The organism is Pyrobaculum organotrophum, assembly GCF_055384425.1.
This window is the reverse complement of the sequence record NZ_AP042430.1, coordinates 981,752-1,007,892: the sequence shown is the minus strand read 5'-3', so window position 1 is coordinate 1,007,892 and position 26,141 is coordinate 981,752. Positions and strand designations below refer to the sequence as shown.

29 protein-coding genes and 1 tRNA gene are annotated in these 26,141 nt (G+C 43.2%); 7 read left to right on the top strand and 23 right to left on the bottom strand.

Annotated elements, in window-relative coordinates; translation table 11 throughout:
- Positions 1-51 precede the first annotated feature (51 nt).
- The gene (pth2, locus tag ACZ49R_RS06075; RefSeq protein WP_011762429.1) at positions 52-408 is read left to right on the top strand and encodes a peptidyl-tRNA hydrolase Pth2; all 357 of its coding nucleotides are present in this window, start codon (positions 52-54) and stop codon (positions 406-408) included.
- Positions 409-425: 17 nt separating this feature from the next.
- Positions 426-620 carry a hypothetical protein gene (locus tag ACZ49R_RS06070; RefSeq protein ID WP_011762430.1) on the top strand — a complete coding sequence of 65 codons (195 nt, stop codon included), beginning with the start codon at positions 426-428 and terminating at the stop codon, positions 618-620.
- Here ACZ49R_RS06070 and ACZ49R_RS06065 read toward each other — a convergent pair.
- Positions 601-2,298 carry a radical SAM protein gene (locus ACZ49R_RS06065; protein WP_464732370.1) on the bottom strand — a complete coding sequence of 566 codons (1,698 nt, stop codon included), beginning with the start codon at positions 2,296-2,298 and terminating at the stop codon, positions 601-603. The two genes, ACZ49R_RS06070 and ACZ49R_RS06065, sit on opposite strands and share 20 nt — an antisense overlap.
- Positions 2,299-2,353: 55 nt before the next feature.
- Between ACZ49R_RS06065 and ACZ49R_RS06060 the strand changes: the two genes are divergently transcribed.
- Both ACZ49R_RS06060 and aspS read left to right on the top strand, forming a co-directional pair.
- Entirely contained in the window at positions 2,354-2,875 is a 522-nt protein-coding gene (locus ACZ49R_RS06060) for a transcription elongation factor NusA (protein WP_464732369.1), read from the top strand.
- A 28-nt stretch (positions 2,876-2,903) separates the two neighbouring features.
- The gene (gene aspS, locus ACZ49R_RS06055; RefSeq protein ID WP_464732368.1) at positions 2,904-4,193 is read left to right on the top strand and encodes an aspartate--tRNA(Asn) ligase; all 1,290 of its coding nucleotides are present in this window, start codon (positions 2,904-2,906) and stop codon (positions 4,191-4,193) included.
- Here the strand turns inward: aspS and pcm are convergent.
- From pcm to ACZ49R_RS06025, 6 genes are read right to left on the bottom strand one after another with little or no spacing between them, the layout of a single operon-like run.
- Positions 4,190-4,813, bottom strand: coding sequence for a protein-L-isoaspartate O-methyltransferase (gene pcm, locus ACZ49R_RS06050; protein ID WP_464732367.1), 624 nt, complete (start codon positions 4,811-4,813; stop codon positions 4,190-4,192). The two genes, aspS and pcm, sit on opposite strands and share 4 nt — an antisense overlap.
- Before the next feature lies 1 nt (position 4,814).
- Positions 4,815-5,855, bottom strand: a complete 1,041-nt coding sequence (gene fen, locus ACZ49R_RS06045) for a flap endonuclease-1 (RefSeq protein WP_464732366.1) — start codon at positions 5,853-5,855, stop codon at positions 4,815-4,817.
- A gap of 25 nt (positions 5,856-5,880) precedes the next feature.
- A complete protein-coding gene (locus tag ACZ49R_RS06040) occupies positions 5,881-6,102 on the bottom strand; it encodes a hypothetical protein (RefSeq protein ID WP_464732365.1) in 222 nt (73 codons plus the stop codon).
- Positions 6,099-8,294 carry a CDC48 family AAA ATPase gene (locus tag ACZ49R_RS06035; protein WP_464732364.1) on the bottom strand — a complete coding sequence of 732 codons (2,196 nt, stop codon included), beginning with the start codon at positions 8,292-8,294 and terminating at the stop codon, positions 6,099-6,101. Before ACZ49R_RS06035 ends, ACZ49R_RS06040 begins: the two co-directional genes overlap by 4 nt.
- 36 nt (positions 8,295-8,330) lie before the next feature.
- Positions 8,331-8,609, bottom strand: a complete 279-nt coding sequence (locus tag ACZ49R_RS06030) for an elongation factor 1-beta (RefSeq protein ID WP_464732363.1) — start codon at positions 8,607-8,609, stop codon at positions 8,331-8,333.
- Positions 8,610-8,647: 38 nt separating this feature from the next.
- A complete protein-coding gene (locus tag ACZ49R_RS06025) occupies positions 8,648-8,845 on the bottom strand; it encodes a zinc finger domain-containing protein (RefSeq protein ID WP_011762439.1) in 198 nt (65 codons plus the stop codon).
- Between the two features lie 88 nt (positions 8,846-8,933).
- Between ACZ49R_RS06025 and ACZ49R_RS06020 the strand changes: the two genes are divergently transcribed.
- Positions 8,934-9,037: transfer RNA gene (locus tag ACZ49R_RS06020), tRNA-Ser, on the top strand.
- Positions 9,038-9,050: 13 nt separating this feature from the next.
- Here ACZ49R_RS06020 and ACZ49R_RS06015 read toward each other — a convergent pair.
- From ACZ49R_RS06015 to ACZ49R_RS06005, 3 genes are all read right to left on the bottom strand, one after another.
- On the bottom strand, positions 9,051-9,716 hold the full coding sequence (locus ACZ49R_RS06015; protein ID WP_464732362.1) for an endonuclease V: 666 nt from the start codon (positions 9,714-9,716) through the stop codon (positions 9,051-9,053).
- Entirely contained in the window at positions 9,707-10,387 is a 681-nt protein-coding gene (locus ACZ49R_RS06010; protein ID WP_464732361.1) for a DUF357 domain-containing protein, read from the bottom strand. Before ACZ49R_RS06010 ends, ACZ49R_RS06015 begins: the two co-directional genes overlap by 10 nt.
- Positions 10,388-10,538: 151 nt before the next feature.
- Complete coding sequence (locus ACZ49R_RS06005) at positions 10,539-11,042, bottom strand: UPF0179 family protein (protein WP_464732360.1); 504 nt, start codon at positions 11,040-11,042, stop codon at positions 10,539-10,541.
- 31 nt (positions 11,043-11,073) lie between these two features.
- Here ACZ49R_RS06005 and ACZ49R_RS06000 point away from each other — a divergent pair, with 31 nt between their 5' ends.
- Positions 11,074-11,994 carry an RIO1 family regulatory kinase/ATPase domain-containing protein gene (locus ACZ49R_RS06000; RefSeq protein ID WP_011762443.1) on the top strand — a complete coding sequence of 307 codons (921 nt, stop codon included), beginning with the start codon at positions 11,074-11,076 and terminating at the stop codon, positions 11,992-11,994.
- A 3-nt stretch (positions 11,995-11,997) separates the two neighbouring features.
- On the top strand, positions 11,998-13,773 hold the full coding sequence (locus ACZ49R_RS05995; protein WP_011762444.1) for a DUF460 domain-containing protein: 1,776 nt from the start codon (positions 11,998-12,000) through the stop codon (positions 13,771-13,773).
- Here ACZ49R_RS05995 and ACZ49R_RS05990 read toward each other — a convergent pair.
- The 13 genes from ACZ49R_RS05990 to ACZ49R_RS05930 are packed head-to-tail and all read right to left on the bottom strand — an operon-like array spanning position 13,747 to position 26,102.
- Positions 13,747-14,955 carry a methionine adenosyltransferase gene (locus ACZ49R_RS05990; RefSeq protein ID WP_464732359.1) on the bottom strand — a complete coding sequence of 403 codons (1,209 nt, stop codon included), beginning with the start codon at positions 14,953-14,955 and terminating at the stop codon, positions 13,747-13,749. The genes ACZ49R_RS05995 and ACZ49R_RS05990 overlap by 27 nt on opposite strands.
- On the bottom strand, positions 14,952-15,212 hold the full coding sequence (locus ACZ49R_RS05985; protein WP_464732358.1) for a U6 snRNA-associated Sm-like protein LSm6: 261 nt from the start codon (positions 15,210-15,212) through the stop codon (positions 14,952-14,954). The genes ACZ49R_RS05990 and ACZ49R_RS05985 overlap by 4 nt, the downstream gene beginning before the upstream one ends.
- Positions 15,213-15,259: 47 nt before the next feature.
- Positions 15,260-15,460, bottom strand: coding sequence for a DNA-directed RNA polymerase subunit N (locus ACZ49R_RS05980; protein ID WP_464732357.1), 201 nt, complete (start codon positions 15,458-15,460; stop codon positions 15,260-15,262).
- Positions 15,457-15,897 carry a 30S ribosomal protein S9 gene (locus ACZ49R_RS05975; protein WP_011762448.1) on the bottom strand — a complete coding sequence of 147 codons (441 nt, stop codon included), beginning with the start codon at positions 15,895-15,897 and terminating at the stop codon, positions 15,457-15,459. The genes ACZ49R_RS05980 and ACZ49R_RS05975 overlap by 4 nt, the downstream gene beginning before the upstream one ends.
- A 2-nt stretch (positions 15,898-15,899) precedes the next feature.
- Entirely contained in the window at positions 15,900-16,457 is a 558-nt protein-coding gene (locus ACZ49R_RS05970) for a 50S ribosomal protein L13 (RefSeq protein ID WP_011762449.1), read from the bottom strand.
- Positions 16,454-16,822, bottom strand: coding sequence for a 50S ribosomal protein L18e (locus ACZ49R_RS05965; RefSeq protein ID WP_464732356.1), 369 nt, complete (start codon positions 16,820-16,822; stop codon positions 16,454-16,456). The genes ACZ49R_RS05970 and ACZ49R_RS05965 overlap by 4 nt, the downstream gene beginning before the upstream one ends.
- Before the next feature lie 25 nt (positions 16,823-16,847).
- The gene (locus tag ACZ49R_RS05960; RefSeq protein ID WP_464732355.1) at positions 16,848-17,636 is read right to left on the bottom strand and encodes a DNA-directed RNA polymerase subunit D; all 789 of its coding nucleotides are present in this window, start codon (positions 17,634-17,636) and stop codon (positions 16,848-16,850) included.
- Positions 17,636-18,079 (bottom strand): 30S ribosomal protein S12, encoded by a 444-nt coding sequence (locus tag ACZ49R_RS05955; RefSeq protein ID WP_011762452.1) that lies wholly within the window; start codon positions 18,077-18,079, stop codon positions 17,636-17,638. The genes ACZ49R_RS05960 and ACZ49R_RS05955 overlap by 1 nt, the downstream gene beginning before the upstream one ends.
- Before the next feature lie 36 nt (positions 18,080-18,115).
- The gene (locus ACZ49R_RS05950) at positions 18,116-18,550 is read right to left on the bottom strand and encodes a NusA-like transcription termination signal-binding factor (protein ID WP_464732354.1); all 435 of its coding nucleotides are present in this window, start codon (positions 18,548-18,550) and stop codon (positions 18,116-18,118) included.
- Positions 18,543-18,848, bottom strand: coding sequence for a 50S ribosomal protein L30e (locus tag ACZ49R_RS05945; RefSeq protein ID WP_464732353.1), 306 nt, complete (start codon positions 18,846-18,848; stop codon positions 18,543-18,545). Before ACZ49R_RS05945 ends, ACZ49R_RS05950 begins: the two co-directional genes overlap by 8 nt.
- Before the next feature lie 39 nt (positions 18,849-18,887).
- Positions 18,888-20,027 (bottom strand): DNA-directed RNA polymerase subunit A'', encoded by a 1,140-nt coding sequence (rpoA2, locus tag ACZ49R_RS05940; protein WP_011762455.1) that lies wholly within the window; start codon positions 20,025-20,027, stop codon positions 18,888-18,890.
- Complete coding sequence (gene rpoA1, locus ACZ49R_RS05935) at positions 20,024-22,678, bottom strand: DNA-directed RNA polymerase subunit A' (protein WP_464732352.1); 2,655 nt, start codon at positions 22,676-22,678, stop codon at positions 20,024-20,026. The genes rpoA2 and rpoA1 overlap by 4 nt, the downstream gene beginning before the upstream one ends.
- Positions 22,679-22,718: 40 nt before the next feature.
- A complete protein-coding gene (locus ACZ49R_RS05930; RefSeq protein WP_464732351.1) occupies positions 22,719-26,102 on the bottom strand; it encodes a DNA-directed RNA polymerase subunit B in 3,384 nt (1,127 codons plus the stop codon).
- Positions 26,103-26,141 lie beyond the last annotated feature (39 nt).

The following is a 26,141-nucleotide window of genomic DNA, read 5'->3' as shown; positions in this document are numbered from 1 at the left end:
TTTTAAGTATTACATTAGTTTTAGTTTTTATCTTAGTTTTATACGCCGCTTGTGAAGATGTCTATTGTTATAAGGAGAGATCTCAAGATCTCGTGTGGAAAAGCGGCGGCTCAGGCGGGACATGCGGCTGTTGAGTGTGTAATGAAGGCGCTTGAAAACGCCAGGTGGCGTAAATGGCTTGAGCAGTGGATAGACGAGGGCCAGAAGAAAATTGTCTTAGCCGCAGAGAATTTGGAACATTTATATGAGCTTTATAGAAAGGCCGGGTCTTTAGATTTACCGACAGCAGTTGTTGTAGACGCTGGACTGACAGAGGTGCCGCCGGGAACTCCCACGGCCATTTGCGTAGGGCCGGCTCCTGATGAGTTAGTAGACGCAGTGACTGGGTCTCTAAAGCTATATAAATAGGTACAGTATTTCGAGCCATGAAACTGATATATGCATATGCCGGCTTTTCACTAGGTGTGGCAGTATATCTATTTTACTTAGTTACAAGAGGGTTAAGAACGCCCGAGATACCGATAGGCGCTGTGTACATAAATCTATTTGACTTTGTGGTTGTGGCGTTTATAATCTTCACTTTCTACGTCATCTATAGACTTACAGAGAGACGTAGTTAAGAAACTCGCCTTCTCCCACAGCGGCTTTGACTTCTTCGAGAGATTTAAATGGTCGTTTCTTAAGTACTATATCTAGTTTTTCTCTGCTGAGTCCTGGCAAATGTTTAAGTACTCGTTTCTCGGCTGTGTTTATACTGACGGGGTATGGTAGAGCGAGGACGCTCCTAGACCCGTGGTCTATTACAACTACGTTGATAAATCTGCCTAGCTGTAGCCGCGTCGGTATATAGACAAGTAATGGATATGAGCCGATTTGTCTAGCGTATGTGCCCCCATGGTAATAAACCTCAGTATATACCTCCCTCAGTATAGTCCCTCTTGGTACTATACGTCTCAACATCTCGCGGTCGAAAACCTCTCTAGTCCACTTCTTAAACTGGAGGAAATATCTCCTATGTTGTCTAAGTTTATACATAACTTTTCTCGCCATTGGCCATAGCCGTGACGTTGGAAACACCAACACTTGTCTGATGTTAACCCTTCTTACTAACAGCCCCCTTTCAAGAATCTGTTTTAAAAATTCGATATTTAGGCGATAGGTCTCTGCCGTCTCTCCAGGGAGGCCGGCAACAAAGTTTACACCAGCTAAAAGATAGGGCATGCCATTATAGCCTCTCTCTGAGCCATATTTTGTAAATATTTCTATGGCGTCTAATGCCTCTTCTGGATATACCTTGAGGTTGTTTATCTTGATGACTTTCGGGTCAGCTGTTTCAATGCCCATAGCAGCGACATTGCCAGGTGTGCCGTATTTAACTAATAGCTTTGTAATTTCTATGGATTCAGCTTTCCACCGTGCCACTGTGCCGGGGTTTACGTTGTCTATATGAAGCGTCTTTAAGTCCGGTGCTGCGTTTCTAATACCAACTAGGAGCTTCTCAATTGCAGAGGGGTTCGGGCGTGGAAATTCCTCGCGTCCTGTATCTCGCGCCATATATGTATAGAAGTCGGCTTGTCTACCAAGTCTAAAATGTACAACGCCGGCTTTATATAGAGCCTCAACTTCTCTTACTATACCTTCTATACTCCTCGTAACAACAGGCCCATATGCTACTGTTGTACAAAACGAACAGCCGCCAGATAGATACCTAGGACAAGAGCGGTATGTTTCAAGTTCCACTATTAAGTTACGGCCATAGTTGGGGTGTTGAATAACTATCTTCGCCCCCCGCCATGCGAATTCGTCTACAAGTTTGAAGTCTCTATGTGTTTCAGAGGGCGAGACTTTACCTAGGCCCTCCTTCAGAAGTCTATATATAACTAAGTCGACGTCACCGCTTACTACAATGTCGTAATACCTGCGGAATTTAGAGGGGGGCACTGCTATAGAGCCGCCAACTATACCATAGCCAAATTTAGCCACAGGGCCGCCTAACACCTTTATAGGCCCCTCGATACGACCTAAGTCTAGAATCTCATCCAGCTCTACAGGGGCTCCGCCGAGGTATTTACCTGGTGTAGTTACGCCGGCGATTACGACCAATATGTTATAGCTTGATAGTCTCTTAAGCGAGTTTATCCAATCGGATCTCAGCTGGTCTATTGTAAAATAGTGTATTTCGTCTGCGCCGCCGAGTTCAGCCGCGCCTGCTACATATCTGGCATATACATCTAGATACGGCGGCACTCCAAGACCTGCCGGCTCGTCTGTATAGCCGTCTACGATAGCTATACGCACATAGAGCTTTAAGGAGGTTAAAAATAATTTTTAAAGGTGGTTTTTATATTTGGCGATGGTTAAAATTCCGTTCTGTGAATTTTGTGTCAAGACGCGTGTGCTATGTCAGAAGTGTCAATCGCTTATAGACAGTGAGAGGTACCAATGGCTTGATGTAGAAGTGTCTGACGCCTTATTGAAGGTTGAGAAGAAGATAAATCTCACAGATGTAGAATATGTAAAATCCTATGAGGTAGACGATATGGTTATTATACTTATGAGGAATACCAAAAGGATACCTCGTAGCGCGTTTATACAGTTGGAAAAAGAGCTCACGTCATTGTTGAGGAGGAGTGTAAAAGTAGTGGAGTACGGCGGCATTAACGAGGTGATTGCACAACTTGTCTCGCCGGCTAAGCTCTTGACTATATCTACGTCTTGGCTTCCCGACGGAACTACAGAGACTGTGGTTAAAATTCCGTCTAGAGAGGTGAGGAGGTTGCCGATTAAGCCAGAGAGACTACAGGCTATAATTAGCCGGATATCTGGAACTAATGTGAAAGTGGAATTAGTGAGAGAGAGGGAGCTAAGGGCGTAATTTTTTTACTAGATCTTTCTCCTACTGTGTGTATCCTAAGAAGACCCACTGGACTAGCGATATTACGACAGATCTCCACGGTAGAGAGGTGACGCTTGCCGGTTGGGTGTGGGAGTTGAGAGATCTTGGGAAGGTGAAGTTTATAGTGCTTAGAGATAGAGAGGGGTTTGTACAACTGACGCTTAAAGTTGGAAAAACACCAGAGCACGTGTTTAGAGTCTTTTCAGAACTCAATAGAGAAGACGTTATAGTTGTGAAAGGTGTTGTAGAGACGAGCAAGATAGCTAAGAGAGGTGTAGAGGTGTTTCCGACTGACATAACTATCTTAAATAAAGCGAAGCCTCTCCCGCTAGATATTTGGTCTGAGACCTCAGATTTGGCGACTAGATTAAAATGGCGTTCTATAGATCTAAAAAGACCCCGCAATTTGGCTGTATTTTCTTTAGCTTCTAAAATCTTGCGTGAAATTCGTGAGACTCTCTATGGGGAGAGGTTTGTGGAGGTTTTTACGCCTAAAATCATTGTCACAAGTACAGAGGGAGGCGCCGAGCTCTTCCCAGTGTTGTATTTCGAAAGAGTCGCATATCTCTCACAAAGTCCGCAGCTATATAAGGAACAGCTGACTGCATCGTTAGAGAGAGTGTTTGAAATAGGCCCTGCGTTCAGAGCTGAAAAACATAATACAGACTACCACTTAAACGAGTTTATTTCTGTAGACGCCGAAGCCGCTTTTATGAATTACCATGATGTGATGGATATCTTAGAGAAAATTATGAAACGCGTGGTCTTAGTGCTTTCAGAGAATGTTGCGAGACTCAGAGAGGTCGGCCTTATGCCTGTAGTAACAGAGCTTGACAAAATACCCAGGGTGGAGTATGACGAAGCAATTGAAAAACTGGGCCAGCTTGGCTACTCTGTCAAATGGGGAGACGACTTTACAGTGGAAATGCAAAAGGCATTGATGAGGTTTTACGGCCCTGTCTACTTTATAATAGATTTTCCAGCTTCGCTTAGACCATTTTATACCAAGCGGAAGGAGAATGATAGAAGCGAGTCTTACGACTTGATAGTAAATGGGATTGAAGTGGCTTCGGGCGCCACGAGGATACACAAGAGAGACGAGCTAGAGGAGGAGATGAGAAAGAGGGGTTTAGATCCCAGGCTTTTTGAGAGTCATTTAGCGGTGTTTGACTACGGCATGCCGCCACATGCAGGATTTGGTCTAGGCTTTAATAGGTTATTGACAGCTCTACTAGGTCTAGATAATGTTAGACATGCGACTCTATATCCACGCGATCGCTATAGAGTAGAGCCCTAGCTGTCACGTAATGGGACAAATAAGACGTATGTAATTGCGCGTTTCTCGATTTTCTCTCCTCTCTTAGTTATTTTATACAGAACTTGGCCAGCCCCTTCCTCAATAGGGATTACCAAGACCCCCCCATCTTTAAGCTGTTTTATTAATTCACTAGGAATGGTTCTAGCTGCTGCAGTTACTATAATGGCGTCGAAAGGCGCATGACGCTCAAGGCCTTTTTTCCCATCGCCGTGATATACTTCGACAACGCCCCAATAGCCTAGCCGCTCTATATTTTGGGCTGCATATATTGCTAGCTCTTTTACAATTTCTATAGTATAGACTTTTCCCTTCCGTTCTATAGCTTCTGCACATACTGCCGCTTGATATCCAGAGCCTGTGCCGACTTCTAAAATCTTCATGCCTGGCCTTGGCTCAACTAATTCACACATCATGGCGACCATGTGCGGCGCTGATATTGTTGCATCAAAAAACAGGGGGAGAGGCCTATCTTCGTAGGCCATCATTCTATACTCAGGCATTACAAACTCTTCGCGTGGTACAGCTAACATAGCCTTTTTTACACGTTCGGTCTTTATAATGCCCTCGTTCGTCAACTCCTCTACCAGCCTTAATGCCATGTTAGAAAAAGCTATCTAACGACGACGTTTTATACTTTGTTTGCGCCCTCTTTAATCTCTCAACGGCCTTCAAGACTCTATCTTCGCTAAAGTCGTGCTCTCTTACCAAGAAGTCAATAAGCTTTTGCTCATCTGGCTTTTTGATATCGGTTGAATATTCGTCGGTTACTGGCGGGTTGAGAAAGAATTTCTTTATCTCTAGAGGATCTACGGGGAAATAAACGCCCCTAAGGACCGTCTCTAGCATTTTTTCCAACCCCCCAAATTCCCACACTAATTTAAGCGCCTTTTGCGGCCCCACTCCTGGCACGCCATCTGGGTTATAATCTGTGCCAAGGAGTATTGCCAAGTCAATAAGTTGTTCTCTATTTTTCAATCTCAGAGACTTTAACACTGCATCGAGCTCTATAATCTCTGGTGACAGTTCTATCACCTCTTCTCCAATTTTCCTCCTGGGCGATACAGCTAGGTTACGTACTAGCCTAGGCGAGCCGAATAGTAGAGAGTCGTAATCCTGGCTCCCGACTGCCCAACAATGACCTCTCTTGGCCATATGTGCGGCTTGTGCCTCTCCCTCGCTGGGCGCTTGAACCCACGGCACGCCCATATATGTAAGTAGTTTTTTCGCGTCTTCAACCATATCGCTTGTGAGAAAAACGGCTCTTTTCATATATTTAGCTACATCCTCTTTTCTTCCCTCTTTTATCGCTTTCAAAACCTCTTCCATTGCCTTTTCTTTGACTTTCCTTCTCTCCTCTATCTCAGCAAGTTTAAATTCTGGGGGTTTCCCATCGAATACATAAACGGGCTTTATTCCAGCTTCCATTAAATTAATAGTGCGATAGAAGAGACCTGATAGATGGCTTGTAATTCTGCCTACGCGATCCATAAGGGGGGTGCCGTCTGGTTGCCTAATTGATGCTAAAAACTGATATAATGAATTATACGCGTCTAGGGCTATACATTTACCTGCTAAGTTTTCTAGCTTTACCTCACGCCGTATATCTTTGCCTATAAGTTTCCCCAATTCTGTAACACCCACATTTAATGTGGAAACTGTCTATATATTATTTACGCCTTGAAATTTGAAAGATTTCTCTACCTTCTTTCTTGATTTTTTTCACATAGATCTTCTTATGTATTTCAAGCGTCATAAGTACTTTAACGAGTTCAGAGTCCGATATTTGGATATTTGCACGTCTTAACAACGCTTTTATATCTTCGCTTGTTGTAGTCTCCTGTCTTTTCAATAACATGTCAATAATATTACCTATAATAGTTAGTATCATAGATATAGTGGAGGCGTCGCTTTAGTCTTAACAGCTACCGTCAACTGTCTCGCTTTTTCTAACCAACTTTCGTAGAATTTTAACATCTCTGGAGTAATCGAGGGTCTGACCTTTTTAAGTGCCTCTTCAAAGTGTCTCATTGAAACCTCTCTGACGTTTATATCCTCGCGTAATGCCAAGAACGTTGCCTCTCTTACCAATAGCTCTAAGTCTGCGCCAGAGTAGCCCTCGGTTCTACGTGCTAACTCTTCGAGGTCGACGTCTTTAGCTAGAGGAGTTGCCTTGGTGTGAATTAGCAATATTTCAAGCCTGGCTTTAAAATCAGGCGGTGGGACGTAGATTATTCTATCGAAACGGCCTGGTCTTAACAACGCCGGATCTATAAGGTCCGGCCTATTGGTAGCTGCTATAACTACTACATTTTCAAGCGCTTTTATACCATCCATTTCAGCTAATAGTTGCGCAACAACGCGTTCGCTAACTAAGGAATCTCCGCCTAGACCTCTTGCTGTTGCAAGTGCATCTACCTCATCTATAAAGATGACCGCTGGTGCAGCCATGCGGGCTTTTCTAAAAATCTCTCTAACCATCTTCTCCGACTCGCCAACCCACTTGGAAAATATCTCTGGACCTCTGACGGCGATGAAGTTCGCCCCCGACTCTGTGGCCACCGCCTTTGCCAGTAGTGTCTTTCCTGTGCCAGGTGGTCCAAATAGGAGAATGCCCTTAGGAGCACGGAGACCGAATTTCTTAAACTTATCAGGGTATTTGAGAGGCCACTCCACGGCCTCTCTGAGTTCCTGTTTAACGTTTTCTAAGCCGCCTATGTCCTCCCAACGGACACGGGGAACTTCTATGTGTATCTCTCTTAGAGCAGATGGTATTATCTCTTTCATGGCGTTTATGAAGTCAGACATAGTAACTTTGATTTTTTCAAGAGCCTCAGGCGGGATAGAGGGTTGGTTAAGGTCGATAAGACCGCTTTGAATAGCTCTTCTTAGAGCAGACATAGCAGCCTCTCTAGCAAGTGCGGCGAGATCGGCCCCAGAAAAACCGTGTGTCATCTCGGCTAGCTTTCTCAGATCTACGTCAGGTGCAAGAGGCATATTCCTAGTATGTATGAGAAGGATTTCATACCTACCTTTAAAGTCCGGCGGGTTTATCCAAATCTCTCTGTCGAATCTTCCTGGTCTTCTTAGTGCTGGGTCTATTGCGTCTGGGCGGTTGGTTGCTCCTATTACTATTACTTGTCCTCTCTCTTGTAGTCCGTCCATTAGGGTTAGTAGTTGTGCCACTACTCGCTTTTCTACCTCTCCTGTGACTTCTTCGCGTTTGGGGGCTATGGCGTCTATCTCGTCTATGAAGATTATGGCTGGGGCGTTTTTCTTCGCCTCTTCGAAAATCTCCCTAAGCCGCGCCTCAGACTCGCCGTAGTATTTCGACATGATCTCGGGGCCGTTTATAGCGACGAAGTAGGCATTAGCCTCGTTAGCCACAGCCTTAGCGAGGAGAGTCTTGCCCGTGCCAGGGGGGCCAATCAAGAGGATACCCTTCGGAGGCTCAATACCCAAATGTTTAAACAACTCAGGATGCCTAAGAGGAAGCTCCACAAGCTCACGAATCTTCTGCTTAGCATCCTCCAAATCACCAATATCCTCCCAAGTAACGTGGGGTATCCTAACGCCCGAAACCGGCTTTTCAAAAATCTGGATCTGGGTGTCCTCCGTGATGACTAACACGGCGTTTGCCGGCTTTGTCTGAACCACTTGAAACGTAAGCGGCTGGCTCAGCACATATATCTGTAGCATATCGCCCTCTACTACGATGTATTCTCTAAGTCTCTGTTTGATGTATTGAAGGAAGTTGGCATCTACTGCAATAGTCATAGACACAGGGGCGAGCTTTACAAAGGCGGCAGGCTTAGGCTCTATCTTCCTCACTCTCACCGTCTCGTTTAGGGTTACATCAGCGTTCTTTCTTAAAATGCTGTTCATTCTGATTACGCCTTTGCCGCGGTCTTCTGGGAGACCGTTCCAAACCTTTGCCGCTGTCCTCCTCCGTCCAACGATTTCTACAACATCGCCGACAATAATGCCGGCTCTTTCCATAACTTCAGGATCTATTCTAACGATGGGACGGTTAGCATCGCGAGCTTTACTCTCAAGTACCCTAAGTTCAATCCATTCAGACACGATTAAAAACAATAATCTAGAGTATAAAAACCTTGACTAAAAACTAAGTCTTGAGAAATATTCGAGTTCGTAACTTCCTACGCCTTCTACGGATCGTAGAAGCTCTTCTACTTCGTCGGAGCTATATTCGTCAGACTCAGGCATTCTAATGAAAAATCTAAGAGCTTTTATACCAAATCCCACATCTTCTACCTCTACTTTATCAACTTTATATTTAGGCGTCAATTTGTTTACAACAGCGTTTTTCAACTTCTCTATATCTACTTCAACGCTTTCTGGGAGTACTCTATATACTAATGCCACTTCTGCAGACATGACATCGAGTCTGTGACCTCTATTTAAAACTTAATGTGCTAGGGGCCTACAAATCCGCACTCCGGACAGCGGTATGGCACGCCCAACTTACGCGACCTTGCGCTACGTATTATGGTTGTTTTTCCACAGTTAGGACATGCAAAAATAACTCCTCTCTCTAACGGCGCAAGTACCCAATTTGTTACTGTATCAGAAGGCGGCGAGGGTCCGTGAAACTTTGCGCCTCTAATTGACATAAGCGCTAGAAACGGCCTAGATATATAAAGTTTGTCTCCTTGTGTGTTTTATCATAAAAACTTTTAAACTAAGGCGTTGATACTACAGGCCGGGGTGGCCGAGCGGCCTAAGGCGCGGGACTCGAGAGTAGAAATCCGGGCCATCCCGTCCCCGTCTAGGGGGCGTGGGTTCAAATCCCACCCCCGGCGCCATTGCCTTTTTATTCTAAGTACATTCTTCGGGGCTAACAGGTGCCTCACCCCACTGATCAAAGACATGTGGCTTCTTCTGTTTTAACTTTTGCGACATGTTATGGGCCAATCTAAGAGGGTATACATCTTTGTTTATACATAACTTTTCTACAAGTTTTACCGCATCCTCAAGCGTAATATAGGAGCCTACCGAGACGTATTTCTTACCCCCGCATCGAACGACCTTTGCGATAACTTCGCCTGTTAATGGATCCGTCACAACATCTCTCTGCTCCTCTCCGTAGAGCCTAGATTTTGCAACTCCGACAGTTGGCTTTTTCAATACTACTCCTATATGTGACGCAATGCCAAATTTTCTTGGATGAGCTATGCCGTGTCCGTCTACGAGTATTACATCCGGCTTTACTCTGAGCTTGATATAAGCTCTTAACATGGGCGTGAGCTCTCTAAATGCGAGAAACGTTGGGATATATGGGACTACGCTTTTTACTATTGCGCATGCAATGTCTATAACTTGAAGAGTTGAAAGTTGGACCACTACTGCAACTCCATATGCAAGATCTCCACTGTAGGCCACATCTAGTCCAGCGACGGTCTCTGGCGGTGGAAGTGGAGAAAACACTATATTGTTAGCCAAAACCTCCTGTATTCTCTTGGCGGCCTCTGTATTTAACGGCATTGAGAAAACGAGGCTATTATCTTCTCGATAATTTTTGTTGTACTACATAATTCGCACTTATACAACTCTGGCAGACGAATAATCTCCACGTCTACGCCTCTCTTTTTCGCCTCTTGCTTAACAACGTCTTCAGATATGTTCTGGTTAGGCCCTAGGAGAACTATGTCTGGCTTTACTTCATAAAAAATGTCAAAGATGTTACCAGGTTTACCCTTAACTGTCTTATGGACGTAGTATATCGATGAGAGAATCTCCGCCCTTTGCTGTTGTGGAATTATAATCTTACGTTTCTTTGTCCTTTCTGCGTTTTCATCTGAAGATACAACTGCGGTGACGTAGCCTAATTTCCAAGCCTCTCTTAAATACAGAAGATGTCCAGGATGTAAGATTTCAAATGTACCTGCAACCATTACAACTTTATTGTTCTTAATCTCGCTGGGCTTTTTCCATACAAAGTCAGCAATTCCAATTAGTTTTAACGCGTCTAGGAGCCCCTCTGCATAAGATACAGTTGCCAGGGCAGTTTCTCTATCGCCTATAGAGTAGTAATATTTTGAGTCTTTGAGATAAGCCTGTGCTAAATCCACAATATACTTATACGCTTGGTCTCTTAATATGAGACTGTTTAGTGCCTCTTCGAGATTTCTAATATATATAGCAACTCTATCCACAGGACGGTGGTGTTATTAGCTTAAAACATTTAAAGAAAGGATTTTAGCAGGGCTATGGCGGAGGAGCTACAAGCGATAGCTGCAAGACTCATAACACGTCTAAGAGAGGCGGAAAAGCTAGCGTCTGAAGGCAAAATCTCAGAGGCAAAGGTTATTTTAAAGGACGTCGTAAAAGAGGCACGCGAGAAGGGTCTTGATAAGTCCCTACGGCACCTAATTCTGAGGGTAAAGGCGCTTCTAAGATATAAAACTCAACAGTAGCGAAATCTCTATCTTTACATCTCGTCCTTCCTAACACTCTAATTATCTTTATCTTTTCGCCAGGTTTAACTATGTTGTCTGGACAATCCTTACACCCTTTACATTCTCCTTCAAAAGTCACTATGGCTCCCTCCAGTGCTTTGTTAAGGGGTACCAACCCAACGATAGGCAACTCCGCGGCGACAACTGGTACGACCTCCTCGCCAGTGATTTTACACCTTTGTCCAAGAGAGGGTCTTATTTCGATAACTTCGTAACTCCTACCTGGCGTTAATTTTCCTAGACACACAGCATATAGTTTACACGACTTGCACTCGTCGGGAATACTTACTACGCGAAATCTGTGGCCTATTACAGCTTGTTCTCTTGAAACTAAGGTAATAATTTTCCTCACATTTTTAACCCACGGTATATCTTTTTAAATTGTGCTTAAAAGCTTGGTCGAGATTTACGATAAATTATCAAAAAGAGAGCTAAGGGTACTTAGGATCATAGAGGCTGGACATAAGAAGTATGAATTTGTCCCACAAGAGTTGATAGAAAGATGGTCTAGGCTTAGAAAAGAGCAAGTTTCTGAAATTATACGTCGTCTTCACTATTTTGGATTATTGCGGCGAAACCTCTCGCCATATTTAGGGTGGAAAATTACAGTGGCAGGCTATGATATACTCGCTATACATACACTAAGAGTTAAACGAAAACTTGTAAAGATATCTCCTACGCCTATAGGAGTAGGCAAAGAATCTGTGGTATATGTAGGCGAAACTCCCTCTGGATTTAAAGTAGCGATTAAATTCCACCGTGGTGGAGTATCTGTGTTTAGATACGAAGAGGCTTTTATATCGCGGTTGCGTAAATATAAACACCTTCGACAGATATATGAGACTAGGCTTTCGGCATTTGCCGAATTTTTTGCCCTAGATAAAATCTTTGGAGTGGGTGGATTAGTACCGGAGCCTATTGCATATAATAGACATGTAGTAGTTATGGCATATATAGATGGCATTGAGCTTTACCGACTTACATATTACGACTTTAAAAAAGTCGCAGACGATATAGTTGAAACACTTCGTAAGGCCTTGGGCTTGGGTATTATCCACGGCGACCTCTCGCCATATAACATACTTGTAGGCAAAAGGAGTTATATAATCGATTGGCCACAATGGATTCCTGCAAGTTATCCCAACTCTAGCACATATCTCAAGCGCGATCTCGAGAATATTTCGTCGTTTTTCAAGAAAAACGGCGTTGAAATACCCGTTGATGAGCTATTTAAAATAGCCGAAGAAGGCAGAGAGAGAAGTAAAAACTTCATGATAGAGATTAATAAGTATGTCTTCTCATAGCTTGTGGCTATACTTGGCATTGATATAACGCCTGACGGAAACTTTGCATACATAGTTGTAGAGGGTAAAACTACTTTAGAAAAGGGTATTGTAAATCCACGTAATTTGCCATCCTTATTTAAAAAGTATGCCATAAGAACCTTGGCTGTAGACAACGTGAGTGAATTATTTCAATATGGTAGAGCTCTCATAAAGTTATTAAGCAAGCTACCCTACACCGTTGAGGTAATTGAAGTTACCAGAGACAAACTGGGCTTCAAAAAAATGGAGGAGTTGGTGCAGGAATATTTCGGAGTTGCCAAGAGCCACTTGACACCTCTAGAAACTGCGGAATATTTGGCTCTGCTAGCAAGTCTAGGCATTGGCACTCCGGTAAAGCTTTTTGAAGAAGAGACCATCATATTGATATATAGGAAAATATCCACGACGCCGGGCGGCATGAGCAGAAATCGTTTTATGAGAAATATCACCCATAGAATAAAGTCTATTGCGTCTAAGATAGAGTTAAAATTGAAAGAAGCTAAATTAGATTACGACTTATTTATAAAGGAGGAGTCCGGCGAGGTGACATCTGCAAAGTTTGTAGTCTATGCTAACAAAGAGGTAGTAAGGAGATATATAAAACCAATGCGCAGCATAGATGTCGCAGTTACTATTTACTCAGCTCCTGCAAAAAGAGGAGGAACTCCCTCACATGAGCGTTATTTAATACTTGGCGTAGATCCAGGTGTCGTCACAGGTCTTGCAATACTTACCTTAGATGGAGAAGTTTTAGATACAGCGGCACGGAGGGGGCTTTCCAGAGGTGATATATTAAGGTATGTACGCCAATGGGGTATACCGGTGCTTATTGCCACAGATGTAGCAGAAGCGCCAGAGTTTGTAAAGCGTCTTGCCGCCATGAGCGGGGCAGTTCTCTATACGCCAGGTAAAGACTTGTCTTCTGAGGAGAAGACAGAGATACTTGACAAAATAAATTGGCGTGTAAAATCTAGCCATGAGCGCGATGCTTTGGTAGCAGCCTACAGAGCCTACCAAGAGTATAAGCTTAAATTTGACAAAATAGAAAAAGAATTTGGAAAAATTTTAAATCTAGAACAGTTGGAATACGCAAAAGCTCTCGTAGTACGTGGATACTCCATAGCTCAAGCTGTATCTGAGGCATTAAAGAAACGCGAAGAGAAAGAGGTACGTGTAGTATACATTACGGCGGAGAAACCATGTGGAAGAAGGGAGAGCGCATTAGAAACACAGATAAGGGCTCTTGAATACGAAAACCAACAGTTACGTAAAGAGTTGGAAACCCTGAGACAAGAATATACACAATTACGTAAACGACTTGAAGACGAAAAATGGCGCGATTTAAGATATAGAGAGTTGCAAACAAGAGTAGAGACGTTAACAAGCGAGTTAATAAAAAAGGAAGCAGAATTGGAGCAGCTTAAGAAAGTGTTTATAGAAATCCTATCTAACTACGGTTCGAAGTACAAACTAATACACACATCCGAAACTGTAGAGTGCAAAGGAGACGAACCTGTGGGCACAATCTGTAGAAATATCGAGTCAGTAGAAGAGGCTGTAGCGCGGAAAACTCTTGGAGTGCCTTTAAAACAAGTGGCTAAGCTACAGTTAGGCGAGTTCTACGTGATTGACCAAGATCTTGTAAAGAAACTAGTCGAAGACATAAGACGTAAGATAGAGGAGAGGAAAGAAATCGACCTTAGAAAGATTGTGGAACAATACAGACGAGGTTTAATACAGAGACACTTCCCCTCTTAGGATATAGTCGGTAATCTGTGTAATCTTTTCAATTTCCTCTCTAGCAATGGCTTCTACCTCGTTTCTAACCTCGCCTGTGAGCTCGCCACTTTTTATAATTTCAACATTTAGAATTTTAGGCTCGTTTATGGGCTTTCCTATTTGTGAAACAATTTCCACATATACTTCGATAATATCTTTGACCTGATTATACACCTTATCTGCGATTCTCTGTGCGACAACATTGTAAATTTTTCCGACATGACTCACAGGGTTTTTACCGGCTGCCGCTTCCAGTGACATAGATCTCATGGGAGTTATAAGGCCATTTGCCCTATTGCCTCTGCCTGTCATACCATCGTCGCCATGCTCTGCAGAAGTCCCCGTCACAGTTAGATAGAAAATGCCGTGTTCGGGCTTGTCTGCGGCATTGACTACAACTTCTATGTTATACTCAGGGGCTACTTTAGAGGCGAGATCTTCGACAGCTTTTTTTACATCCTCTTTTACAGATAAGTAGTGGCTCTTGTCTTTCACTAATTTACTAATCATAGCGGCAGCCACCGTTAGTTTAACCTCTTTTCCAACTCTAACGCCCATGACTTTAACATCTTCTCCGACTTCTGGATATTTCGCCTTAAAGTCTCTGGAGTTCAAGAGTCTTTCAGTCTTATATACAAGCTGTTCTAGAGGCGTAAGTGGTGCATACCCAACGCCCACAGAGGTGTCGTTAGCTAAAGGCACGCTCTTTACGCCCAAGTCATATATTCCTACCAGGTCTGCAGAACCTTGGCCTATCTTATAGTCAATTACTACGTGTGTATCGGGGTCAAGGAAACGGAAATGTTGTTTTATCCAATCTCTCGCTGCTTGCATAACCAATGTGCCTAACGGCACCTTTACCACGCCATCCTTAGTTCTTACCTCATATGTTGCTCTGCCGGAGACTAGTATGTATATTGGTTGTAAGACCTCGCCGCCGCCAAAACGCGGTGCCGCCTGACCGCCAACTACAAGAGTTTTATCGACATTGTGATGGAGAATTATACCAAAATGTTCTAGGTAATATCTTGATAAGTATCTACTTACCCACTCAGAAATACCGTCTGCAATATAATCGGGATGTCCCTGGCCTTTTCTCTCTACAATTTCTACAAGTCGCTTTACTACAGGCGTTTTGTCTACCTTCTCTATGACTATCATGGTGTTACCTCTAATGCCGAGACATAAATTACTTGGGACCCTCTAACCACAATTCTACCATATCGTGTGACAGGCTCGCCAGAGTTATTTAACTCTGCAGCATTGTCAAGAACCAGATTCATACAGCCATCATAAGCTGTCAAAGTACCTTTTACTGCAACTCCCCCCTTTAGTCGGGCAACAATCTCTTTGTTTAGCATTTTTGTCAATACCTTAATTGGAGAAGGTAATTTTAATTGCTGTGACGCCTTAGACATAAAAAGGCCATATTTCCGCAGTATATAAAATTATTCTCCGAATTTCATCAGCTACGTTTTTCGTAAACTAATAAGTCATCTATCCATTCTACATGTGCTATGAGAGTTCTTCTGCAACAATACCTATGAACCCCTAACTCGTCTAACACACGTCCAGGGTGCTCTCCAGCGAGGACTCTGTGCTTGAAAGTTACATAAAGGTGTCCAAGCGGTTTACCACATGTAAAACACCTGACTGGTACAATCATCGATAAGCCTTCTGCCTCTTGCTTCTGGCGTGTTTAATGCCAGGTTTCTTGGGCTCTGTCCTCCTAGGATCGCCCTTGAGCATATACGGATCGTATTTTTCATAAAGCTCTTTTAGTTCTTGGCTTTGGAAATATGCAACAAGTCCTCTCGCAATGGCTATTCTCACCGCTGTTGCTTGTCCCATGAAGCCCCCACCAGATACATTTACCTCTATGTCAACTTTTTTTGCTAATTCGCCGGCAAGAATCAAAGGTTCACTCATTTTTAATCTGGCCATCTCAATAGGCCATAGTTCCAGCGGATATCCGTTGATTCTAACACGGCCTATTCCCGGCTTTATAATTGCTCTGGCTACAGCTGTTTTCTTTTTTCCAACGGATATTACGACCCTAGGCGTCTCTTGTAGAACTTCGGCTCCCTGGATTTTAACTTCCATAGCTACCCGCCAGTGACTTGTTTAATTCTTTTCTGCCATATCTCTTGCGCGCGTTTCCATTGTTCCCAAGCAGCAAAGTCTATATTACGCCAAACCTCTTCAAGAGTTACAAATTTTGCTAACGGCTTCACCTTGAGCTTTGCCAAAGGTACCTCATATAAAACTAGTTTTTTCCTGTTTAACATCTCCAGTGGTATAGACATATAGACCCTTAGGCGTTTTAATGCAGAACGTCCACGCATATTCTTCTTGGGTAACATTCCTCTTACAATTCTCTTGAAAACTCTATCCGGCCTTCTCGGTATCTTAGGCCCAGCCTTCTCTGGGTTGTAATGAGTACGCCACTCGCTTATCTTTCTCTTAAACCACTCAATTACCATTTTACGATCTCCCGTGATTACTAATTTTTCGGCGTTTACAACAACAATCCTAAGACTAGGTCTTTCTAACAACGCTTTAGCAACATATGTCGCTAACCTGCCAGCTATATGGCCATCTGCGTCGATGATTATCTCGCCTCTCTCTGGCAATTGCTCAAGCTCTCTCTTTTCGATAATCATATCACTATCTTTACATTGCTTCCTTTTGGATTTCTTCTCACTAGTTCCGGGATTGTCAAAAGCTCTCCTCCCGCCTCAATTACCTTCTGCGCTGCTTTGCGCGATACGTTTACAGACGCAACTATTATCCTTCTCTTAAGCTCTCCTCCGCCTAGTAATTTCCCCGGTATTACTACTATATCTCCATCGTTAGCTACTCTATTTAACTTACCGACATTTACTACTACTCTCTGTCTCCTAGGTCGTTCTATGAACTCTGCTACTACCCTCCATATATTAGCAGAGTTAGCCGTAGCCGCTTTTCTAAGAAATCTTGCCAACATCCTTAGCTGTCTATTTGTAGGTCCGGTCGGATTAGGAGGCATACCGCTTCTGCGAGAGTTTCTATATTTAAACTTTTGTCTCTACTAGACTACCAGCTTTCTGAGTTAAGGTGGTTATAAAGTCGGAAAACTTCTTCTTTAAGATTCTAAAGGCTTCCCTTAGTGCTGTCTCGACATCGTAATTACCAAATGATTCAACCCAGAAGACATATTTATACCTATCCCACTCAACTATTAGCCTATCGCCACAAATATCTCTACATGTCCAAGCTTTATTAAAAGTACATTCAAACGGATTTGTCAATTCTTTACAGATATCCTTACATTCTTCTTTGCATTTCTCATCTAGCACTTTAATTCTGGGATAGTAATAGTAGCTTGCAAGTGCGGCTTGCCATTTTGCATGTTCTTTTGCACGGCCAAGCTTAGCATAGGCCTCTAATATAATACTTTGGCCCTTTACAAGCTTAACAATTGGTATATCCTTATATACGGGCACCACATCTGGCCTTTCTGACACCAAGTCACCTGAGTAAACAATTTTATCACTTTCCGCGTTTATCTGGAGCATAAGCCTAACGGTACACTCCGATGGATCAACAAGTCCTGTTTCACAATCTTCTATCGGCGGAAGGGCTTGTAGCGGCGTTGTCAAGGGGACAAGCCCCAGTCTATGTGCTAACATTTCGTCATACATTACAGACGTATTGCTTACTATTACAACATAGTCTATTGCCATGACGGGGAGTTCGGATATTATTACTCTTCTAATAGAATTTACAAGAGAGGGATAGGCTCCCTCAATTACTGCCTTTAAAAACAGCGGTGTTTTCTCTATAATAGTTGCTTTTGGCATTACCTAGTTGGCTTCTGTTTCTTTCCGCGCCAAATAGCCCAGAGCGAAACTCCGTTTACTTTAATAACCTTGAATCTAACGCCTGGGATGTCGCCGAGAGATCTGCCCTCTGGGCCGCCGATACGCTCAATAATGACTTCGTCATGTTCATTTATGTAGTTTAAACTGCCGTCTAATGGAACAAATGCAGTGACTACTTTACCATTTTTTACAAGTTGAACTCTTACACATTTTCGTACTGCTGCGTTTGGTTTTCTAGCCTCTACGCCGACCTTCTCAAGCACTATACCGCGTGCCATAGGCGCACCTTCCAAGGGGTCGTATTTCTCAACAAGCCCTAACATCTTACGCTTATATGTTATGTCATTCCATTTGAATCTCTTTCTTTTTCTCTTTAACTTACCCCCAGCAAATAGTCCGTAAGGCGATTTCTTACCAGGCACACCTCTCCTATGTTGACTATTAATAAATTTTTGCCTTTAAGCCAAGATGATTTTATCAATGTCGTAATACCTCTTAGCTAGAATCCTGGCGCGTGCTATGTTACGGCCGTTTTTTCCTATAGCTATACCTTTATCCTCGGGAGCTACAGTAGTTATTGCCACTTTTGACCCCGAGGGAGATTTTGTAATTTTTACCATAATAACCTTGGCGGGATATAAGCTATTTTTTATTAATTCCTCCGGCGTATCTCCGCCTTCTACTATTTCTACATCTTTGCCCAAGATTTGTTTTAGCATTTTGACATTAGAGCCGCCTCTCCCCACAGCTAAGGCCGCTTGATTTTTCTGAACTACGAAAATGATTCTGGAATATTCATTATCGAGAACTACATCTATTGGTGTTATACCTGTAATACTTTCGAAAAGCGTAGCGTATCGGATCTCCTCTTCAGTCAATCTTATCTCAGGCATGTTCAACCAACTTTAATATTTCGCTCTGGCCGGGATCTATTACAGCTAGCGCCATGATTTTATGAGGTCTTTTAGCCGCTGCGCCTAGTTCTATACTTGAGCCTGGGAATATAAATACAGGTACTCCTGCTAATTTGGCATAATATTCAATGTCTTCCTTTGCCCATTTAGGAGTATTTGCAGCCAATATCACCAATTTTGGAGTACTTGTAAGTATTGTTTTCTTAACCTCTTTGAAACCCATTACAACCTTGCCTGTGCTTATGGCTACTTGCAATTCTCTACTGATATCTACCACGTCGCGTAGCTGAAAAAACTATTTATAAAGTTATCGCTGTTAAAACTGCATTAAGAGACGTACTATTCCTGTCCCAACAGGGATATATTTACCAGCTATAATGCTTTCTACAACACCCTTAAACTTCTCCTCCTCCCCTCTTACTGCAGCTTCTATCAAGGTTTTTACTGTTACTTCAAATGCTGCACGAGCAAGCGGAGACTCCTTCGTGCCTACGACGCCATGACGCCCAATGGGCCTTAACTTGCCTGACCACGTCATAGCGTCCGCCACTAGGTACATATGTCTAATATCGACGTCAAGTCCTTGTTCGTCTAACACACGCTTTATCTCCTGTGCAACCAAAGTTCTTGTCGCTTCTATTCCTAAAACCTCCTCTACCTCATGTAAGTCGTTGCTGTAAGTTCTTGTAGCGTCTACCTCCTCTAGCTGGAGCACAGCCTCTAAATTCGTCCCTTCTGTAATTATGTACCACTCACCGTTTTTTGTATCGTATTGGAGCACCACTTTTCTCACTCCCTTTATGCCGGCAATTTTTATCTGGAGGATTTTATCACGTATTTTCCTAATTCTAAGCACGTCTGGCGTTGCTAAAGATACTGTAATTGTATGTCCACGCATAGACACTGTAAAGTCCTTTCCCTTGGTCTTTGTCACCACTCTCTCTACATCTTTCAGACTTAAGCCGCGGTACTTTAATTGTTCTTGGTCTAGTGTTATTGTTATAGTCCCAGCTATATAGTCTACGTCTATCTCTTTAGCTAACATCTCAAGAGTTACTTGTTGAATCTTTTTAGCGACAGTCTCTGCCTTCTCTCTATCCCGGTTATAAGGCGGCTTTAGATAAATAAACATAAGCGGCGTAGAGGGGTTTCTTCTGGCATCTACAATTTCTATGAGCCTGGGCAGACCTCTTGCCATTGAGAATTCTCTCAGCCCTGCATAGTGGAAGGAACGTAATATCATTTGTGTACTAGGCTCCCCTATAGATTGAGCTGTTATAATACCTATGGCCTCTCCTGGGTCTATTAACGACGTAATGTAGAGCTTTAGTACGCGATATATTATTCGAAGCGCTTTTTCTTCGTCTAGGTCTTTTACTACATTTTCTAGTTCTTTGTAAATAGGTTGTGGCAAGATTTTGGCAACTCTTTCTAGGACTTCTTGTTTTGAAATCATTTTATCCAAAGTTTAAGCGATTTGATATCTACGATTTTTCCATGATCAGAACGACTTACATCTACGCCATCTTCGCCGTATAGCGGTTGTAATAATATAGCTCCGCCGAATCTAACGGTGCCATCATACGCGGTGTATACATCCTGTAGTGCGTTAATGAGCCGTCTCTGCATATAGCCTGACTGCGCCGTTCTCACAGCTGTATCTATTAAGCCGTCTCTACCTGCAGCTGCGTGGAAAAAGTACTCTACTGGAGTTAAGCCGCATCTAAAACACCGTTTTACAAAGCCGCCTACGAAGGGGCCTATATCACCCACCGGAAAGTGAGGTAGTACCCTAGTCCTATATCCGCGCCTTATGCGTTCTCCTCTTATCGTCTGTTGGCCTAGCGTTGCAACCATCTGTACAATATTTACAATGCTACCTCTTGCGCCTGTTTTAGCCATTAGATATCCTTCGGCGTCTCTTTTAATGTACTTCTCTACGACTGTCGTGGCATCTTCGCGCACTTTTGACAAGATCTCTGTAATCTTGTTCTCAAAAGTCTCCTCCACTGTGAAGCCAGGCATAGCCTCTAAACGTCCACTTCTGAATTCTTCTACTAATGTATATGCCTTTTTTAGATTCTCTTCTATTATCATATTTAATTCTTTATATGCCTCGTCTGGGAGATATACTGAGTCCATTCCAAACGTAAATCCACGTAGATCTAAAAATCTGAGGAATACTCTCAGCGAAGAATCTAACCACTGTCTTGCTATCTCTGGTGGATAATCGCGGGCAATTCTGTGCCATAGAGAATCCACTTGTTCTGCGCCTATAGATTTCTTGTCTAAGACACCCTTGACCAAATCGCCATTTATGACAATAATCCATTCATCGCCATTACATTTATATGCGTCTTGACATTTACTCTTAAACGCCGTTGGTTGAACCCAGTTTAAATCTTTAGGCAGGAAGTGCGAAATTATCTGTTTACCTGTCCAAAGCTCCACCGGATGTAATATCGCCGGCTCAGGGGGGTCCTCTACAGATTTGCCAGCCCCAAGTAGGTACGCAACTTCTTTCTTTGTGAGAAATGTAGACTTATGTGAAAGGATATATGCGCCAATTATATAATCTTGTCTAGCGCCAATAATAGCGCCGCCATATCGCGGAGTAATAATGTGTTTTTCTACAAGCATTAAAGTTCTCGCCTCAGCTCTAGCTTCTTCAGTCTGGGGCACATGCAAATTCATTTCATCTCCGTCAAAATCGGCGTTATATGGCGGACAAACAGCTAGGTGCAGTCTAAAGGTTCTGCCCGGCAATACTTTTACTAAATGTCCCATCATGGACACTCTGTGGAGACTCGGCTGTCTATTAAAGAGAACAATGTCGCCATCTATCAAATGTCTTTCAACGATCCAACCTGGCGCTAATCTTTCTGCGAGAGCTCTTCTATCTTTTACATAACGTAAGTCTATTCTTCTCCCTTCTGGAGTAACTACATAATTTGCACCTGGCCAAGTCTCAGGTCCTCTTATGACGTACTCTCGCAGTATGTCAACATTCCACGGCGTAACTCTCTCGGGTACAGTCAATATTTTAGCCACATCATATGGTACACCCACCTCGTTTATACTTATATGAGGGTCTGGGCTTATGACTGTACGTGCCGAGAAATTTACACGTTTTCCAGAGAGAGATCCTCTAAATCTACCCTCTTTGCCTTTTAGACGTTGGGCAATGCCTTTAAGCGGCCTACCTCCTCTATGTTTTGCCACAGGTATTCCTGGCAATTCATTATCAAAGTACGTGGCTATGTGGTACTGTAGGAGGTCCCATAAGTTATCTACCACATTAGTCGGCGCGCCGGTTTCAATAGCTATCTTTAACTTTTCGTTCATACGGATGATATCGACAAGTTTATGTGTTAAGTCGTCTTCAGATCTAACGCCACTTTCAAGCTGTATAGAAGGTCTTACATGTGGCGGCGGGACCGGTAGAACTTTTAAAATAGCCCACTCCGGCCGAGCGACAGAGGGGTTTATCCCGAGAAGTTCCAAATCCTCATTTGGAATTTTAGCTAATCTATCCCTTAGAGTCTCTGGATCTAGTCTTACCAAAGCCCCCTCCTCTGTTTCCTCATAGAAGTAGTAGGGCCGTTCAAACCTAATTTTATTCCTCTTGTAGCCACAATGTGGACAAGTCATTCTCTCTGAAGCCTTCTTACGAATCTTCTCATGTAAATTCAACGCCAATAGTCTCCATTTGCCTTTTAATTTTGTCAATCTCTCTCTATAACGCTGTATTTCTTCGTCTTTTAACATAATACGGCCACAATTGGGACACGTCGTTCTTAAAATATCGTAGATAATTCGCGCAAATCCGACGTGTATAACAGGTTTTACCAACTCTATGTGACCAAAATGCCCAGGACATACGTCATGTGTTTGACCACAGGTTTCACATCGTGCCCCAGGCTCGGCAACGCCAAGTCTACGATCGGCAACCCCCCCTCTTACGGGCAATCCGCCTTCGTCATAAACTTCGGAGGTTGTAACCTCCATTACCGAGTACTTTCTTATCATCTCTGGGCTGAGAATCCCAAACCTGATAGACTTTATTACCTTCCGGGGGATTGTGTCAAGTTCCTCCCTTAACGACACGGCGTTAGATACAAGTTAATATATAAAGATTATAAGCCAGCTATTCTAAAATTTCAGAAAGCTCAAGCTTTGGATATATGCCAAGGGCTATCAGCTCTTGCAGAAGTAGTTTAAATGCATACGGCACTATTACTTTAGCGAACTGCCCAGTGTCGCCGTGTATCGGACACCTCGGCTTGTTTGTTCTGGCATCTAAATAAGCCGGGAGCCCGCACAGCTCACATACATACATCGTATATTTGTCACTAGATTCGACAAGTCTTTCATATAGCAACGCCGAGGCGCCGTGTGCGATCAAGACGTCTCTTTCCATCTCGCCTAACCTAAGGCCGCCCTCGCGCGAACGCCCCTCAGTTGGTTGTCTAGTTAAGATCTGGACAGGCCCTCTTGCTCTTGCGTGGATCTTGTCGGCAACCATGTGATGTAGTTTCTGGTAGTAGACTACGCCTATGAAGATATCTGCCACAAGCTTTTCGCCTGTTATTCCACTGTACATAACCTCTTTGCCATCCCACTTATAGCCTAGCTTCATTAGTAGTTTTCTTAGTTCTTCTTCTTTTACACCTTCGAACGGCGTTGCATCTACTAATGCGCCAAGAGACGCCCCTATTTTCCCTGCTATACTTTCTAAAAGCTGTCCTACAGTCATACGCGATGGCAACGCATGTGGATTAACGATTATATCTGGGACTATGCCCTCCTCCGTAAATGGCATATCCTCGTGTCTCAATATCATGCCAACAACGCCCTTTTGGCCATGGCGAGAGGCAAACTTATCACCTAGTTCTGGAATCCTAAGTTCTCTCAGTCTCACTTTTACTAACCTATTGCCTTCTGGAGACTCCGTAATAATTACCCTATCTACAATGCCCTTCTCGCCGCGTCTTACAGCAACAGAGGAATCTCTTCTCTCTTTTAAAATACGTTCTGTCTCTAGCGTCGTGTAAAATCTAGGCGGCGACGTTTTGCCTATAATAACCTCGTTACTACTAACATAGACCTCTGGTGGAGCTATGCCGTCTTCGTCTAGGTGGCTGTATGCTTCAGGTCCTCTATAACCTTTAACTGAACTATCTGGTACTTCTATTTTATCCTCCTCTCCGCCAGGATATTTCTGTTCCTCTGTTTCATAAGTGCGGTAGAAGACCGAACGGAACATGCCACGCTCTACTGCGGCTTTGTTTAAAATAATGGCGTCTTCCATATTGTAGCCCGTGTATGTGAGAAGTGCAACAACGGCGTTTTGTCCAGCCGGCTTTTTTGAATAGCCTATAAGCTCTAAGCCTCTTGTTGTGACAATAGGTCTTTCGGGGTAATATAACATGTGGCCTCGTGAATCAAGTTTATAGAGGAAGTTAGACTGCGGTAGTCCGAGAGATTGTTTAGCCATCGCAGCTTCATACTGATTACGCGGCGATTGGTTATGCTCAAGATAGGGTATTATAGACGCCACGGCGCCAAGTATAGCAGATGGTATAATCTCGACATGTGTGTATTTGCTTAAGTCATCGTGAGGATCTGTGGCGATATAGGCATTCTCCTCTTCGTCAGCATCTAGGTACTCTATAACTCCCATTTTTACTAAGTCGTCCCACGTCAATTCGCCACGTCTAACTTTTTCAACAATTTCTTTTGTTAATTTGAGTTTTCCATTTTCTACGACTAAGAGAGGCCTTCTAATGCGGCCTCCGTCGCAGTTGACATATACAGCATTGTTTAAGACAGCTATGTTTATTTCATCACTTATTTTCCCCTGTCTTCTTAGGCTTCTTACTGTCCTGGCTAATTCGTCTGGGTTAGGATGTATACCTATTAATCTCCCGTTGATGTAGACCTCCGCACCACGGATGCCCTCGTCTCTGGCCTTTAAAATAGGCACAACGCCTAGGTTATATAACAACTGCTCTACCTCCCCCTCGTCAACACCTGTAGTTATCTCTGCGAGAAGCGCCAAGTTTTTAACAAGACCGACGTTTTGTCCCTCTGGCGTTTCCACGGCACAAAGTCTACCCCATTGAGTTGGATGAAGATCACGCGCCTCAAAGTGAGGTTGTGTCCTAGAAAGCGATGATACAATACGTCTTAAGTAGCTTAAAGTTGACATATAATTAGTGCGATCTAATATCTGGGATACGCCTGTTTTACCACCAACCCAATTCCCTGTAGCGAGCGCTTGTCTCACACGTTCTGTGATTATGTCTGGTCTCACTATAGTCTGAATATGCGGAATTCTACCCCGCGCATAATACTTCTCTAACTGGCTTTTTAACTCTTGCAAAAACTGCTTAAAGACTGTCCTGAAGAGTTGAGTCATCAAATCGCCCACTAGTCTAACTCTTTTGTTAGCGACATGGTCTTTATCGTCGGGCTTTCTTCTGCCGAGGTCTAACTCTATAAGGCCCTTGACAATTTGGCCCAGCATGAGGGCCTTCTTCAGTCTAATTTCCTGTTGTTTTTTCTCATCAGGTACAGTAGTGCCTAAATGAGGGAGAAAATAACGGTCAAGTAGTTGAAGCGCTTTTTCAACTCTAATAGGTTTAGGTTGGCCCACGGCAACTTTACCGCCTATGAAATCTAACGCATCCTCCTTTGTTATGGCAATTTGGTTAGCCGCTATAAGAGAGGGCAGTAGCTCTTTTTGTATTTCTGGGTCGTCAGAAACCGCCTTGACAACGTCTTCGTCAGTCTCAAGACCAAGAGCTTTCATATATACTGGAAACGGTATTTTTACAGGCATGGCAGAAAGGGTGACGTATATAATGCCGTCTTTGTTAAGTTCTACAACAAGCGTACTTCTATAGCCTATGCCGGTTGAGATGGTTTTTGCAATATATTTTACCGATGGCTTATCTCCCTTATCATAAATAGGCCTATCGGTTACTAAATCCTCTTGAGAGATAATAACGCGTTCACTCCCATTTATTATGAAATAGCCGCCGAAGTCTTGCGGATCTTCAAATTTCTTTACATACTCACTAGGCTTAAGTCTAGTTAGATTACACCTCTTGGATTTAACCATTATGGGCAATTCGCCTATGTAAAAAGTCTCTGTGACATATGGCTCATCGTCTACATAAAGAGTGGCGGTTAAATATAGTGGAGCGGAATATGTCGCATTACGTAGCCGGGCCTCCATGGGATAGATTAACGATTCAGAGCCGTCGCTTTCTTTAATCCTAGGCCAGCCAACTTCAATACGCTCTAAAACTAGCTTAAGGCCCTTAATTTCCGTCTCAATAACTTTAAAGTCTTCTACAATCTTAGGGAGTTTCTTATCTAAAAAGTCGTTAAAAGACTTTATCTGATGGTTAGCAAGTCCTTTATCTCTAATAAATCTCTCTACTAAAGTCCATCTGTCATCTTTTGTGGGGAATGAATCATCCTGCTGGCTTGTGATGACGGGGAGTGGAAGAAGATCTACCATCGCTCCACCAGAGGTGGTGGTATATAAAAAATTAACATA

Bases quoted from the DNA above. Each gene is read 5' to 3' on its own strand.
- ACZ49R_RS06070 (WP_011762430.1), top strand. From the start codon at position 426: ATGAAACTGATATATGCATATGCCGGCTTTTCACTAGGTGTGGCAGTA.
- ACZ49R_RS06060 (WP_464732369.1), top strand. From the start codon at position 2,354: ATGGTTAAAATTCCGTTCTGTGAATTTTGTGTCAAGACGCGTGTGCTA.
- pcm (WP_464732367.1), bottom strand. From the start codon at position 4,813: ATGGCATTAAGGCTGGTAGAGGAGTTGACGAACGAGGGCATTATAAAG.
- ACZ49R_RS06040 (WP_464732365.1), bottom strand. From the start codon at position 6,102: ATGATACTAACTATTATAGGTAATATTATTGACATGTTATTGAAAAGA.
- ACZ49R_RS06030 (WP_464732363.1), bottom strand. From the start codon at position 8,609: ATGTCTGCAGAAGTGGCATTAGTATATAGAGTACTCCCAGAAAGCGTT.
- ACZ49R_RS06025 (WP_011762439.1), bottom strand. From the start codon at position 8,845: ATGTCAATTAGAGGCGCAAAGTTTCACGGACCCTCGCCGCCTTCTGAT.
- ACZ49R_RS06015 (WP_464732362.1), bottom strand. From the start codon at position 9,716: ATGCCGTTAAATACAGAGGCCGCCAAGAGAATACAGGAGGTTTTGGCT.
- ACZ49R_RS05990 (WP_464732359.1), bottom strand. From the start codon at position 14,955: ATGATAGTCATAGAGAAGGTAGACAAAACGCCTGTAGTAAAGCGACTT.
- ACZ49R_RS05985 (WP_464732358.1), bottom strand. From the start codon at position 15,212: ATGTCTAAGGCGTCACAGCAATTAAAATTACCTTCTCCAATTAAGGTA.
- ACZ49R_RS05980 (WP_464732357.1), bottom strand. From the start codon at position 15,460: ATGATTGTACCAGTCAGGTGTTTTACATGTGGTAAACCGCTTGGACAC.
- ACZ49R_RS05975 (WP_011762448.1), bottom strand. From the start codon at position 15,897: ATGGAAGTTAAAATCCAGGGAGCCGAAGTTCTACAAGAGACGCCTAGG.
- ACZ49R_RS05970 (WP_011762449.1), bottom strand. From the start codon at position 16,457: ATGATTATCGAAAAGAGAGAGCTTGAGCAATTGCCAGAGAGAGGCGAG.
- ACZ49R_RS05965 (WP_464732356.1), bottom strand. From the start codon at position 16,822: ATGCCTCCTAATCCGACCGGACCTACAAATAGACAGCTAAGGATGTTG.
- ACZ49R_RS05960 (WP_464732355.1), bottom strand. From the start codon at position 17,636: ATGCCAAAAGCAACTATTATAGAGAAAACACCGCTGTTTTTAAAGGCA.
- ACZ49R_RS05950 (WP_464732354.1), bottom strand. From the start codon at position 18,550: ATGCCTGAGATAAGATTGACTGAAGAGGAGATCCGATACGCTACGCTT.
- rpoA2 (WP_011762455.1), bottom strand. From the start codon at position 20,027: ATGATTTCAAAACAAGAAGTCCTAGAAAGAGTTGCCAAAATCTTGCCA.
- ACZ49R_RS05930 (WP_464732351.1), bottom strand. From the start codon at position 26,102: ATGGTAGATCTTCTTCCACTCCCCGTCATCACAAGCCAGCAGGATGAT.